At 38.4% G+C, this 13583-nt stretch carries 17 protein-coding genes; 3 read left to right on the plus strand and 14 right to left on the minus strand.

Annotation, left to right across the window (positions count from 1 at the left end; all coding sequences use genetic code 11):
- Positions 1 to 9: 9 nt before the first annotated feature.
- The 10 genes from spoIIAB to ACLHDF_RS06300 all read right to left on the minus strand — a co-directional run bounded on the left by spoIIAB (position 10) and on the right by ACLHDF_RS06300 (position 8078).
- Positions 10 to 453: an anti-sigma F factor gene (gene spoIIAB, locus ACLHDF_RS06255; RefSeq protein WP_413918067.1), complete on the minus strand. Its 444-nt coding sequence runs from the start codon at positions 451 to 453 to the stop codon at positions 10 to 12.
- Entirely contained in the window at positions 453 to 803 is a 351-nt protein-coding gene (gene spoIIAA / locus ACLHDF_RS06260) for an anti-sigma F factor antagonist (protein WP_413918068.1), read from the minus strand. Before spoIIAA ends, spoIIAB begins: the two co-directional genes overlap by 1 nt.
- 102 nt (positions 804 to 905) lie before the next feature.
- Positions 906 to 2072 carry a D-alanyl-D-alanine carboxypeptidase family protein gene (locus tag ACLHDF_RS06265; RefSeq protein ID WP_413918069.1) on the minus strand — a complete coding sequence of 389 codons (1167 nt, stop codon included), beginning with the start codon at positions 2070 to 2072 and terminating at the stop codon, positions 906 to 908.
- 116 nt (positions 2073 to 2188) lie between these two features.
- Positions 2189 to 3019, minus strand: coding sequence for a purine-nucleoside phosphorylase (locus tag ACLHDF_RS06270; RefSeq protein ID WP_413918070.1), 831 nt, complete (start codon positions 3017 to 3019; stop codon positions 2189 to 2191).
- A 16-nt stretch (positions 3020 to 3035) separates the two neighbouring features.
- The gene (gene deoB / locus ACLHDF_RS06275) at positions 3036 to 4217 is read right to left on the minus strand and encodes a phosphopentomutase (RefSeq protein ID WP_413918071.1); all 1182 of its coding nucleotides are present in this window, start codon (positions 4215 to 4217) and stop codon (positions 3036 to 3038) included.
- Positions 4218 to 4409: 192 nt separating this feature from the next.
- Positions 4410 to 5303: a site-specific tyrosine recombinase XerD gene (xerD, locus tag ACLHDF_RS06280; RefSeq protein ID WP_098804401.1), complete on the minus strand. Its 894-nt coding sequence runs from the start codon at positions 5301 to 5303 to the stop codon at positions 4410 to 4412.
- A 6-nt stretch (positions 5304 to 5309) separates the two neighbouring features.
- Positions 5310 to 5537, minus strand: a complete 228-nt coding sequence (locus ACLHDF_RS06285; protein WP_251391268.1) for a YqzK family protein — start codon at positions 5535 to 5537, stop codon at positions 5310 to 5312.
- Between the two features lie 199 nt (positions 5538 to 5736).
- The gene (locus tag ACLHDF_RS06290) at positions 5737 to 6189 is read right to left on the minus strand and encodes a Fur family transcriptional regulator (RefSeq protein ID WP_013059082.1); all 453 of its coding nucleotides are present in this window, start codon (positions 6187 to 6189) and stop codon (positions 5737 to 5739) included.
- A 112-nt stretch (positions 6190 to 6301) separates the two neighbouring features.
- Entirely contained in the window at positions 6302 to 6946 is a 645-nt protein-coding gene (gene spoIIM / locus ACLHDF_RS06295) for a stage II sporulation protein M (protein WP_413918072.1), read from the minus strand.
- 580 nt (positions 6947 to 7526) lie between these two features.
- Entirely contained in the window at positions 7527 to 8078 is a 552-nt protein-coding gene (locus tag ACLHDF_RS06300; RefSeq protein ID WP_013059084.1) for an NUDIX hydrolase, read from the minus strand.
- A gap of 71 nt (positions 8079 to 8149) precedes the next feature.
- Here ACLHDF_RS06300 and mciZ point away from each other — a divergent pair, with 71 nt between their 5' ends.
- Positions 8150 to 8317 (plus strand): Z-ring formation inhibitor MciZ, encoded by a 168-nt coding sequence (mciZ, locus tag ACLHDF_RS06305; protein WP_413918073.1) that lies wholly within the window; start codon positions 8150 to 8152, stop codon positions 8315 to 8317.
- A 93-nt stretch (positions 8318 to 8410) separates the two neighbouring features.
- The gene (locus tag ACLHDF_RS06310; protein ID WP_413918074.1) at positions 8411 to 9328 is read left to right on the plus strand and encodes an aldo/keto reductase; all 918 of its coding nucleotides are present in this window, start codon (positions 8411 to 8413) and stop codon (positions 9326 to 9328) included.
- A gap of 27 nt (positions 9329 to 9355) precedes the next feature.
- Here ACLHDF_RS06310 and ACLHDF_RS06315 read toward each other — a convergent pair whose 3' ends face one another.
- The 4 genes from ACLHDF_RS06315 to ACLHDF_RS06330 all read right to left on the minus strand — a co-directional run bounded on the left by ACLHDF_RS06315 (position 9356) and on the right by ACLHDF_RS06330 (position 12471).
- Positions 9356 to 9604 (minus strand): YqkE family protein, encoded by a 249-nt coding sequence (locus tag ACLHDF_RS06315; RefSeq protein WP_413918075.1) that lies wholly within the window; start codon positions 9602 to 9604, stop codon positions 9356 to 9358.
- Between the two features lie 64 nt (positions 9605 to 9668).
- Positions 9669 to 10337: a CoA transferase subunit B gene (locus tag ACLHDF_RS06320; RefSeq protein ID WP_413918076.1), complete on the minus strand. Its 669-nt coding sequence runs from the start codon at positions 10335 to 10337 to the stop codon at positions 9669 to 9671.
- A gap of 20 nt (positions 10338 to 10357) precedes the next feature.
- Positions 10358 to 11047: a CoA transferase subunit A gene (locus tag ACLHDF_RS06325; protein ID WP_413918077.1), complete on the minus strand. Its 690-nt coding sequence runs from the start codon at positions 11045 to 11047 to the stop codon at positions 10358 to 10360.
- 236 nt (positions 11048 to 11283) lie between these two features.
- Positions 11284 to 12471, minus strand: coding sequence for an acetyl-CoA C-acetyltransferase (locus tag ACLHDF_RS06330; protein ID WP_413918078.1), 1188 nt, complete (start codon positions 12469 to 12471; stop codon positions 11284 to 11286).
- A gap of 177 nt (positions 12472 to 12648) precedes the next feature.
- Here ACLHDF_RS06330 and ACLHDF_RS06335 point away from each other — a divergent pair, with 177 nt between their 5' ends.
- Positions 12649 to 13545 carry a hydroxymethylglutaryl-CoA lyase gene (locus ACLHDF_RS06335; protein ID WP_413918079.1) on the plus strand — a complete coding sequence of 299 codons (897 nt, stop codon included), beginning with the start codon at positions 12649 to 12651 and terminating at the stop codon, positions 13543 to 13545.
- The last annotated feature ends 38 nt before the right edge of the window (positions 13546 to 13583 follow it).

Consider the following 13583-nt stretch of genomic DNA (forward strand, 5'->3'; position numbering starts at 1 on the left):
CAAGTCTCCTTAATTACATAGCGCTTTACTATTTGTTAATTGCTTTTTTAAATATAGGGTCGTACCTTCTAATACAGTAGATTCCACTCGAATTTCGTCCATAAAGTTTTCCATTATGGTAAAACCCATTCCAGAACGTTCAAGGTCTGGTTTTGTTGTATATAAAGGCTGCTTTGCTTCATCTACATTATCGATACCGATTCCTTCATCACGAATCATCAGCTCGACTACGCCGTCTTCATGAAGCGTTACAGAAATATATACCACACCATCAGGATTGCTTTCATAGCCGTGAATAATAGCATTTGTTACTGCTTCAGATACAACTGTTTTAATTTCTGTTAACTCATCCATCGTTGGATCTAGCTGCGTAATAAATGATGCTACTGTGACGCGGGCAAACGATTCATTTTGACTAAGCGCGGAAAATTGGAGGTTCATTTGGTTTTTCATTATGCCACCCCCAATTTTTGAAGCGCGTTTTTTTCATTAGGTTCAAAACGAATAATTTTAAATAGCCCTGACATATTAAATAAACGTTCGACGGCAGGAGAAATCGCGCACACAACCATTTCCCCGCCGTTATTATGAACCTGTTTGTACCTTCCTAGAATAACTCCTAAGCCAGAGCTGTCCATAAAGGATAAATGCTGTAGATTTAAAATTAAATGGCTGATGGATTCCTTCTCTATCGCTTCAGTGATTTTGCTTCTTAGTTCTTCTGCTGTATGATGATCTAATTCTCCTGTTAATCGAACCAACAAGACATCTTGTTTGAATTCCAATTCAATTGAAAGACTCACTATACAAACCTCCTCGGAAATCTTATAGTCAGTCTTTCGCTGCCGACAGAATAGAATCCTTCTCACCGACAAAACTAGTTCTATTTCGTCACATTTAGCTGTTTAAGATGTTTGAGAGAAAATAGAGAATGTACGTTTAAATAGCTTCCACCAAGAAGCAGCATCGATATCTTCTTTGGCAAGAAGCGGTGAAGAACTAACTACTTTGTTACCCTTCTTAATGATCAACGTTCCAACTTTGTCGCCTTTTTGAATAGGAGCACTTAGCTTCCCATTCATTTTTACTTCTGTTTTAACACCTTTAGCTGCATTTCCTTTTTTCAACAAAACAGAAATAGGCTCAGACGTAACAGCTGTTACCTGATCTTTGCTTCCCTTATTTACATCTATCTTGGTAATAACGTCTCCTTTTTTGTATAAAGGCTTCGTTGTATATTGACTGAATGCGTAGTCTAACATTTTAGTTACTTGATTATTGCGGTCTTTTGGCGTGTTTGCACCGAATACAACAGCTAACACACGCATATTTCCTTTTTTAGCGGTAGCTGTTAGGCAATACTTGGCCTGACCTGTAAATCCTGTTTTGAGACCGTCAACGCCGGGATAAAACTTCACTAAACGGTTTGTATTCACTAACCAAAACTTCTTGTCTGTATCCGTGCGTAAATAAGCTTCATATTTACTTGTATAGTTAATAATTTTTTCATACTTTAGTAGCTCTCTGCCCATCATTGCCATATCATGAGCCGTACTATAGTGATTTTCTACTGGCAGACCTGTCGGATTCTGAAATTTTGTATGAGTCAAACCAAGCTCTTTCGCTTTTTGGTTCATCTTTGCTACAAATTTTTCTTCTGATCCAGCTAAATGTTCAGCCATTGCCATAGAAGCATCGTTACCAGAACCTATCGCAATCCCTTTTAACAGATCATTTACCGTCATTTCTTCTCCGGGCTCTAAAAAGATTTGTGAGCCTCCCATTGAAGCGGCGTATTCGCTTGCTCGCACTTTATCCTTTAAGGTAATTTTCCCTTTGTCCAAAGCTTCCATAATTAAAATCATTGTCATGATTTTGGTCATACTGGCAGGGGGAAGTTCTTGATTACTATTTTTTTCGTATAGAATTTTTCCTGTATCCCGTTCAATTAAAATAGCTGACCTAGCACTATCAGCAAGCTCGGAACTCTTTTTTTCTGCGGCTAAAGCAGGTTGCGTCATAAGTGGAAATAAAAATATGACAACGAGTAACTTTACAATAGTTCGCTTCATCTCCACAAACCTCCATTCTTTATACAACCTATTTTTTCCAAGGTATAATCGATTTATACTAAACGAAATAAAAAAAGCATCGAGAAATTCTCGATGCTTGAAGTCATATTTTCTTATTATTTTTGATAAACTGGAAGTTGCTTTACCACTTCTTTTACAAGCGATAAAAACTGCTGTTTTACTTTTTCAGTCGTTTCAATTACTTCTTCATGATTTAACGGCTGATCTAAAATACCAGCTGCCATATTAGAAATACAAGAAATACCCAGTACTTTCATACCTGCATGGCGTGCCACAATAACTTCTGGTACTGTAGACATACCAACCGCGTCTCCCCCAATAATGCGAAGCATGCGTACTTCAGCAGGCGTTTCATATGTTGGACCTGTATTTCCTACATATACGCCTTCTTGCAAGGCGATATTTAAATCAGCTCCTACTTTCTTCGCTAATTGACGAAGATCCTTGCAGTAAGCTGTTGACATATCCGGGAACCTTACTCCAAAGTCAGAGTCATTAGGTCCAATTAAAGGGTTTGTTCCAAAATTATTAATATGATCAGAAATAATCATTAAGTCTCCCGGATGAAAGGATTCGTTCACTCCGCCTGCTGCATTTGTTACAATCAGCGTTTCTACACCGATTTCTTTCATTACGCGCACTGGAAACGTTACTTTATCAAGCGTATATCCTTCATAGAAGTGAAAACGTCCTTGCATAGCTACAACCGGTACGTCATGAATGGTGCCGATTACTAATTGACCAGCGTGACCTTCAACTGTTGAAACTGGAAACTCAGGAATTTCGTTGTACGGAATTTTTACCGCGTCTTCAATTTCGTCGGCTAATACACCTAGACCGGAACCTAAAATAAGCCCAATTGTTGGTGTAACAGCTGATTGATTTTTAATATATGCTGCTGCTTTTTCAATATATTCTTTTTTCATACTCCATTCCCCCTGCTTAATTCAGCTCTTTTAAAAAACTTTTTCCATGCTTAGGCATTGCCACGCCAAAATTTTCTGCTACCGTTGCACCAATATCGGCAAAAGTTTGACGAATAGAAAGTTCTTTTCCTTCTTGCATGCCTTTACTGTATACAAGAAGCGGCACGTATTCACGCGTATGATCTGTCCCATGATGAACAGGGTCATTTCCATGATCCGCTGTAACAATCAATAAATCATCTTCTTTTAATAAATCAAATACTTCTTCTAAGCGTGCATCATATTCTTCAAGTGCTTGCCCATATCCTTGCGGATCGCGGCGATGACCATAAAGAGCATCAAAATCAACTAAATTTAAGAAGCTTAAGCCTGTGAAGTCCATGTTTAAGGTATCAACCAGCTTATCCATGCCATCCATATTCGATTTGGTACGAAGAGATTTCGTTACCCCTTCCCCGTCGTAAATATCGGAAATTTTACCAATAGCAATAACATCGATGCCGTTGTCTTTTAATTCATTCATTACGGTGCGGCCAAAAGGCTTTAATGCATAGTCATGACGATTAGATGTACGCGTGAAGTTACCTGGTTCCCCTAAAAACGGGCGAGCGATAACACGTCCAATCATGTATGGATCATCGAGCGTTAATTCACGGGCAATCTCACAAATTTTGTACAATTCATCAATCAGAACAATTTCTTCATGAGCAGCAATTTGCAAAACAGAATCCGCTGATGTATACACGATTAAGTCACCTGTTTCCATATGCTGTTTTCCTAGCTCATCCAAAATTTCTGTACCAGACGCCGGTTTGTTCCCAATAATTTTTCGACCTGTTTTCTCTTCTAATTGTGAAATTAGTTCTTCTGGAAATCCGTCTGGAAACACATTAAAAGGCGTATCAATATTAAGTCCCATGATTTCCCAGTGTCCTGTCATCGTATCTTTTCCTGCGGAAGCTTCCTGCATTTTTGTATAGTAAGCTAACGGTTTTTCGGCTTTGTCAATTCCTTTAATTTCACGGATATTGCTTAGACCCAGCTTAGCCATATTAGGCATATGAAGACCGTTGCAGTGCTCTGCAATATGACCAAGCGTATCAGCACCTTTATCATTGTATTTTTCAGCATCCGGTGATTCACCGATACCTACTGAATCCATGACAATTAAAAATACGCGTTTATATGTATGCGCCATTTTATTCCCTCCAAATATCATTTATTCTCTATAAAATTCCCGTTTGGAAATATTTTAACCATCTTCTCTTATTGGTCAGAAGTCTGACCTCTCTATTAGTATAGACGCTTTTTATTTTTTTGTACACAGGAATGAAAGTGTTTTCAATCAAAAAAACCAATGTCTATGAGCTCATTGGACATTGGAATCTTCCTATGCTCGCGGATGAAACTGATTGTATACATCTTTTAAACGAGCTTTTGTGACATGTGTATAAATTTGAGTGGTCGAAATATCCGCGTGCCCGAGCATTTCTTGAACCGCTCTCAAGTCTGCGCCGTTCTCTAACAAATGAGTAGCAAACGAATGCCTTAAAGTATGAGGAGTTAATTCTTTTTCAATTTTTGCTTCAGAAGCTAGCTTTTTTAATATTTTCCAAAAACCCTGTCTTGTTAAGCGCCTTCCGTGATGATTAACAAAGAGTGCTTTGTCCTGCTCCTTTTGCTTTGTTAAAATACTTCGGCTATGCTGTAAATACTCTTCAATAGCCTCTGTTGCTAGCCTTCCGATAGGGACAATTCTTTCTTTGTTCCCTTTTCCGATACAGCGAATAAATCCCATCGTCAAATGTGCATCATCGATATTCAAGTTGACAAGTTCAGACACACGAATTCCAGTAGCGTAAAGCAATTCAAGCATCGCTTTATCCCGTATGCCAAAAGGCGTAGAAGTATCAAACACATTTAACAGCGCCTCTACTTCCTCAGCGTTTAACACTTTTGGCAGCTTACGCTCAAGCTGCGGAGTATCAATATGAACGGACGGATCTGTATCCGCTGCTTTTTCCCTTAGTAAAAATTGATGAAAAGATCTAGTTGAAGCCACATGTCTCGCAATCGTTTTAGACGACTTTTGCTGATCACTTAAATATTTCAGAAAATTAACTATGTGGAGCCTTGTTACTTCATTAAATGATTTCAGCTGCTCTACATGCTCCAAATATTGAGCATATTTTTTTAAATCTCGTTCATATGAATCAATCGTATTTTTCGCCAGTCCCCGCTCTACTACTAAGTAATGAATAAAATCTTGAATTTGATCATTCAATAGCCTCTACTCCCCGTTTTGATAAAACATAAATAAACGCTCTAGCCACGTCTGATCTTTGTTCACACTTGCTTGCATGACCTTAACAGCTGAACCCGACGGCTCATCGTAACGTTTATAATTTTGATACTCTTGAGATACCCATATCATTCCAAAATAAAATAAAAGAGTAAACCCGGTAAATAAGATAAATACTTTACATGTATTATATACCATTTCAACCCATGATTTCATGAAACAATTCCTCCAATTTTTAATTCTATTAGAAGATATGCCAACTGGGACAGGTTTTATACATGTTTCTTCCCTTTATACGCTGAGTTCTCTCCTGGTCATTTCCTTTCTATAAAACCATATAGCTTATAACCTCGTCATTTCATTACCTTCTATGATTATGTACAACAAAAAACCTTCTCCATTATGGAAAAGGCTTTTACTGCTTGTCTTCTTTATCCTGACAGCGATGGCAAATGCCATGAAACGTCAAGCGGTGATCTTTAATTTTAAAATTCCATTGCTTTTCCACAATTTCTTCAACGTCTTCAAGCAAATCTTCTTGAATTTCGTCCACAGATCCACATTCCATACACACAAGGTGATGATGAAAATGTGCGGCTCCTTCTTGTCTTAAATCGTAGCGAGAAACGCCATCGCCAAAGTTTATTTTATCAACAATTTTAAGTTCAGTTAACAATTCTAACGTACGATAAACAGTTGCCAATCCAATTTCCGGAGACTTTTCCTTGACGAGGAGATATACATCTTCGGCACTTAAATGATCCTCTTCATGTTCAAGAAGTACTCTTACAGTCGCCTCACGTTGAGGTGTCAATTTATAGCTAGCTGAGTGCAACTGCTGCTTAATTCGCTCAATTCGACTTTCCATAATTATTCCCTCCCTCGCCATTCACTAATCCATTATATCAGATGTGTCGAGGGTGTCAAAATAAAGTTATTATTAATAAGAAAAAAGAATTCTTTTTATTTAATACTTATTCTTACTTATTTAATAGAGCCATTACACTTTTCATTAAAGTAGGTGATACATAAGCTTCAACCGTAGCTGCACAGGCAATCAAACAAATCATTGCAATCATCGTGCCGCTATAGCGTAAAAAGGATGCGGAAATAGGCTCCGCTGCTTTTTTAAAAAACTGCTGCCGCACCAGCTTCAAAGAAAATGCAACTGAAGCTGCAGAAAGAATCAAAAATGCCGGTATGAGAAAGATATTTTGCGGCATAACAGATACAAAAGATAGTACAAAACCGGAAAGTCCCATTTGATTGACTAAAAATCCTACGGTAAAGCCTATCACCATTCCTTTTAAAAACAACAAAATCAACACTACGGGCAAACCAATAATTGCAATTCCTAATATCCAAATGAGTCCCAAGTATTTAACATTGTGAAAAAAACTCTGCTGAAACATTTCAACGCTGCTTGCTACTTCTCCACTCTTCACCTGTCCGAAAAACCGGTTTAAATAAAAGTACAGGTCTTCTTTTTGATCAAGCGTCAAACTATTTACAACAATAGCCCCAAAAATGATTCCCATTAAAAACAGCACAGTCACAAATAAATAAATGGAACTGTTTTCTTGAAAATGTCTTGCATACGATAATGGCAATTGTTTTTTTCTCATCGTCTTCCTCCTATTAATCGCTTAATAGAGTGTATGATAGAGTACAAAAACTATGCCAAGAATCTTTTAAATCTATCACATAAAAAAAGAGGTTGAGACATAACGAAATCAATCCAATCTAAAGACGAACAAATAGGATAAATGAGCTAGTATGGTCGCTTGTTACACCTCTGTTGATTTCCGTGCAAGACTTCGCTTTCCGCGGGCGGCCGATGAGCCTCTTCGTCGCTTACGCTCCTGCGGGTTCTCACTGATTCCGCTTCTCCCATAGGAGTCTTCGCCTTGCCCTCCAATCCACAGCTAGAAGCAACTACATGCATGAAATCTACGTTCACCATCACCATGAAAAAATCCGAACGAGTTGAATTCTCAATTAAGAGTCTCTATTCATCGTTCAGATCTTCCTTTGACTAAAATACGTTTGTCCCAGCCTCCTTTTCTATTCAGCTTACTAGTCCATCTGCTTTGGACTCACAGTCGATTGGCACTACATTTTTTAAAAGAGTTAGAAGTGAACAAAATTTTAATATAAACTTCAAAATTGCTAGATTACCGTTCGTATGTGAAAGAAATAACTCTCTTACTCTCCTAACCCGCTTTTTAACTGTAAGTATTGCACAGCATATGCTGTTTTTGCATCATAAATTTCCTTGTTTTGAATAAGAGTAAGAGCCTCATCTACAGTAACTTCCATCACTTCAACAAATTCATCTTCGTCTAATTCCGCTTTGGTAGTCATCACTTTTAAATCTTCCGCTAAATAAAGGTGAACCAACTCATCCGCAAAACCTGGTGATGTATAAAAAGAAATAATATGACTAAGTGAATCCGTTGTATAACCAGTTTCTTCTTCTAACTCACGTTTTGCCGTCACAATCGGCTCTTCTCCTTTTTCTAGCTTGCCCGCTGGAATTTCAACTAAAATACGATCCATCGGTCTACGATACTGCTTGACCATAACCATTTTATGATCGCTTGTTAACGCAATGACAGCTACAGCTCCAGGGTGCTTAACTACTTCTCTCGTACTTGTTTTTCCGTTTGGAAGCTCTACTTCTTCTAAGTATAAATCAATCACTCTTCCTCCAAACAGCTTTTCAGAAGACAGCATTTTTTCTGTTAAATGATCCATTTTTTACACCTCGTTCTATTTTTTTGACTCTTACATATATTCTATCATACGAATCTTGGGAGGTAGAAAAAATGAAAGTTTATGTTCATGAGAAGCAAATCATTCTGGTCGGCAAAGCATGGGAAATCAAACAAAAGTTAAAAGAATACAGCGAACAATTTCAGTATGTTGATGAGTGGACAAAAGCTATCTCTCAAAATTTCCACTCTTACAAACAACAAGCAAGCTGCAGACACTAATTGTGCTGCAGTTTTTTAATCTTCTTATTTGAGTTTCTATCTATCAAAACGCTACAATAGATAGAAACAATGAAAAAATAAGGAGTGACATATATGGAAAAAAGACGCTTAGGTACTTCAGATTTGCTTGTCAGTACATTAGGTTTAGGATGCATGTCTCTTGGAACGGAACAGAAACACGCTGTCAATATGATTGATGAAGCTCTGGAATATGGTATTAACTATTTTGATACAGCAGACTTATATGATTTTGGCTTAAACGAGGAATTTGTGGGACAAGCCCTAAAAAAACGCAGAAATGATATTATTTTAGCCACAAAAGTGGGGAATCGCTGGAATGATGCAAAAGACAGCTGGACGTGGGATCCGTCTAAGGTTTACATAAAAAATGAAGTAAAAGAAAGCCTGCGCCGGCTTCAAACGGATTACATCGATTTATATCAACTGCATGGAGGAACCGTTGAAGATAACATTGAAGAAACGATTGAAGCATTTGAAGAATTAAAACAAGAAGGCGTCATTCGCTACTATGGCATTTCATCTATACGCCCGAATGTGATTCGAGAATATGTACAACACTCTTCTATCGTTAGTGTAATGATGCAATACAGCTTGTTAGACAGACGTCCTGAAGAAAGTGCACTTCCTCTTTTACATGATAACAGCATTAGCGTTGTAGCTAGAGGTCCAGTAGCCAAAGGGCTGCTAACGGAAAAAGGAGAACAAAAGCTTGCTGCATTCAAAGGTAAGGGCTACTTAGATTATAGCAGTATGGAATTAGCAAAAACCATAGAAGCATTTCGTCACGTACGACCAAATCACTCTCTAAATTCAACTGCACTTCAATACTGTTTGGCTAATCCTACAGTAGCTTCAGTTGTAGCAGGAGCAAGCTCTTCTTCCCAGCTTCGTGAAAACGTAGAAGCTGTCGGGACTTCCCCGCTTCAGCCTACTGAAGTTAACAAGCTGCAGTCGATCTTTAAAGCAAATCAATATGAGGCTCATCGTTAAAAAATAAAAGCGCCTTTATCGGCGCTTTTATTTTTTAAATTCAGACCAGTTCATATCACTCTCATTTAACAGTTCTTCAAACGACTTATTTTTTTCTTTTTCTTTTCGAATTCGAGCGGCTTCTTTACGCTCTAATTCTTTCCGCTCTTCTTCTTTTAAAGAAAGCGCCTGTTTTTTAGCTTGAAGCTGTTTTAATAAGCTATCATTTAGCTGATCTTTAATGCTGAGCTGCTCACTTTGTTTTTGTGCTGATTGTTTTTGCTTTTTTTTAGCCATCACAATTCCCCCGCTACTTTAATTGAGAGATATTGTATCATATTGTTGCTTTTGTTACCAAAAATCAAAACGCATCTAGTTTTACATGTTCATCAATGATTAAATTTGGCTCTGTAGACTGTTGAATATCTTCGATCGTATAGCCTTTCGCTACTTCAACAAGCTTTAAACCTTCTTCCGTAATGTCAATAATCGCGCGATCTGTAATAATGCGATCTACTACCCCTTTACCTGTCAGAGGGAGGCTGCACTCATTTAAGATTTTAGGCTCACCTTTTCTTGTCACGTGTTCCATAATGACAATAATACGCTGCGCTCCGTGAACTAAATCCATTGCACCGCCCATTCCTTTAATCATTTTTCCAGGGATCATCCAGTTTGCCAAGTCACCAGTTTTTGAGACTTCCATTCCTCCTAGAATCGCAATATTAATATGCCCTCCGCGAATCATTCCAAATGATTCAGCACTGTCAAAGTAAGCAGCCCCTTTTGTCGCCGTTACGGTTTCTTTGCCTGCATTAATTAAATCAGGGTCTACTTCTCCTTCTTTTGGATATGGCCCGATTCCTAGCAGGCCATTTTCAGACTGAAGTACCACCGTTTTATTATCTGAGATATGATTAGCCACAAGCGTTGGAATACCAATTCCAAGGTTTACATAAAATCCGTCCAAAATTTCTTTTTCAGCACGTTTTGCAATTCGCTCTCTCACATTCACGCCGTTTTCAATCATGAAAAATCTCTCCCCTTTTGTTATTTTTGAACGGTTAAACGCTCAATACGTTTTTCTTGTTCACCAATAATTAACGATTGAACATATACACTCGGTGTATGGATAATATTTGGATCAAGTGAACCTGTTGGATGAAGTTCCTCAACTTCTGCTATCGTCACTTTTCCCGCTGCTGCAATCATTGGGCTAAAATTCCGCGCTGTCTTGTTATACACTAAGTTCCCCATATGATCGGCTTTCCAAGCTCTGACCAAACTAAAATCAGCTTTTAACGCTTCTTCTAATAAATATTCTTTTCCACCAAACACACGAACTTCTTTCCCTTCAGCAATTGGTGTGCCCACTCCGGCTGGTGTATAAAATGCCGGTATGCCTGCTCCGCCGGCACGGATTTTTTCAGCTAGCGTGCCTTGAGGAAGCAATTCTACTTCAATTTCCCCTGACAATACTTGTCTTTCAAACTCTTTATTTTCTCCCACGTAAGAACCAATCATTTTTTTAATTTGTTTGTTTTTCAGAAGCAGCCCAAGTCCCCAGTCGTCTACGCCGCAGTTGTTTGAAATGACCGTTAAATCTTTTGCCCCTGTTTCAACTAACGCTAAAATTAAATTTTCTGGAATTCCACATAACCCAAAGCCACCGACCATAATCGTAGCACCGTCGTGAATATCCTTCACCGCTTCTTTAAACGACGTATGTACTTGTTTCATACATAACCACCCCTTCGTTATTTTTGAAAACGCTTTCTAATCTATTATAAAAGATTTTTATTTCTTTTTAAATATATATATAACTGAAAATTATAATTTAATCATTTTTTTGTCAAAAAAGTTATATTAGTGGACAAAGTTCAGAGGAAAATAAAAACGCCACGGGTTCCAAAGCAGTATGTTTGGAATCTGTGGCGTTGTGATATAGCCTTAATGTTAGTTAAAACTATATCAAATTAAGGACGTTCAACAATTGTTGCAACGCCTTGGCCTCCGCCAATACATAACGTTGCTAACCCAAGTTTTGCGTCGCGTTTTTGCATTTCATGAATGAGTGAAACAAGGACACGTGTACCACTCGCACCAATAGGATGTCCAAGAGCAATTGCTCCACCATTTACGTTTAAAATATCATGGTTAAATTGAAGTTCACGATCCACAGCGATTGACTGTGCAGCGAACGCTTCGTTTGCTTCTACTAATTGAACATCTTCTAATGAAACAGCAGCTTTTTCTAGCGCCTTTTTCACTGCGCTTACAGGACCGATTCCCATAATGCTTGGGTCTACTCCAGCAGTTGCGTTAGCTTTAATAGACACTAATGGTGTTAGGCCTAACTCGTCTGCTTTTTTACGGCTCATTACTACTACCGCAGCTGCACCGTCATTAATACCAGATGCGTTACCAGCTGTTACAGAACCGTCTTTTTTGAATGCCGGACGTAGCTTTCCTAAACTTTCAGCCGTTGTACCTGCACGCGGGAACTCATCTTGTTCAAAAATAGTTACTTGACCTTTTCTTCCAGGCACTTCTACTGGCACAATTTCATCTGCGAAACGACCAGATTGAATAGCTGCTTCTGCTTTTTGCTGACTTGAAGCCGCAAACGCATCTTGTTCTTCGCGAGTAATTTCATATTTATCACACAGGTTTTCAGCTGTAACGCCCATATGGTAGTCGTTAAATGCACACCATAATCCATCTTGAATCATGCTGTCGACTACTTTTTGGTCGCCCATTTTAAACCCATTACGTGCATTTTTTAATAAGTATGGTGCTTGGCTCATGTTTTCCATTCCACCAGCAACAATCACATCAGCATCCCCAGCAAGAATCGCTTGTGTAGCGAGATGTACTGCTTTTAGTCCTGATCCGCATACTTTATTGATGGTTAATGCTGAAACAGTTTCAGGTAAACCTGCTGCTAAAGTTGCTTGGCGTGCTGGATTTTGTCCTAACCCTGCTTGTAGGACATTTCCCATAATAACTTCATCTACTTCGTTTGCTGATACCCCTACTTTGTTTAAAGCTTCTTTAATTACAGTACCACCTAAAGTTGTTGCGGATACATTTTGTAAGCTTCCCCCAAAGCTGCCGATTGCTGTACGTACAGCGCTTACAATGACTACTTCTGTTTGACCCATGTCGAAAACCTCTCCTTACTGTTTGATTACTGTGATTAACTGTCACCTGTATTATTTTCGACACCGCTTGCGAAATTCCTCTTTTTTTGTAAAAATTTATAATTTTTATTGAATTTTAATTTTTTAGAATTAGAATAAGTATTAGTAAGCGTTTACATTACGGAAGGAGAGCGGTTTATGGGATTTCCTGAAAAAGTAACAATTATAGAAGTTGGTCCACGAGACGGGCTTCAAAATGAAAAAAATTTTGTTCCAACTGATAAAAAAATTAATTTTATCAAAAAATTAAAAGAAGCTGGACTATCTGAAATCGAAATTACTTCCTTTGTTTCTCCAAAATGGGTTCCTCAAATGAAAGATGCTTCTACTGTTGCAAATACATTTCAGCCTGACACATGCCGGAACATCGTGCTTGTGCCGAATCAAAAAGGCTTGGAAAAAGCACTGCAAGCTAATTGTCGCTCCGTTGCGCTGTTTATTGGCGTAAGCGATACGTTTAATCAAAAAAATATTAATAAAAACACCAAAGAAGCTGTACAAACGCTGCTCCCTCTCATTCAACAGCTCAAACAACAAGAATGTTTTATTCGAACTTGCATTTCGACCTCCTTTTATTGTCCATATGAAGGAAAGATAAATGAGCATGACGTGCTGACTCTTTGCGAAAGCTTTGTGGAAGCTGGAGTGGATGAGCTAAGCGTCGCCGATACGATTGGCATGGCAAATCCTAAAGATGTCTTTTCACTTTTCTCGAAATTAAAACAAAGATTTCCCCACACGTTACTTGCTGCACACTTTCACGATACGAGAGGATTAGCCATTGCAAATATCTACGCCGCTCTGCAAGCTGGTATCAACAGGTTCGATTCATCCGCTGGCGGATTAGGTGGATGTCCATTCGCTAAGGGAGCAACAGGAAACGTAGCTACGGAAGATCTTGTCTTTATGCTTCATGAAATGGGTATCCCGACTTCTATTAATGTAGAAAAGCTGCTCGAAGCGGTTGATTTTATTGCTCCTTACATTTCAAGACAGATTGAAAGCAAGCAGTATTCTTTGTTTGCACAGCGTTAAAAATTAGGTTTTTATGAGAGCGATGCTATAATGAATAA

Source organism: Priestia megaterium (assembly GCF_046599315.1).
GTDB lineage: Bacteria > Bacillota > Bacilli > Bacillales > Bacillaceae_H > Priestia > Priestia megaterium_F.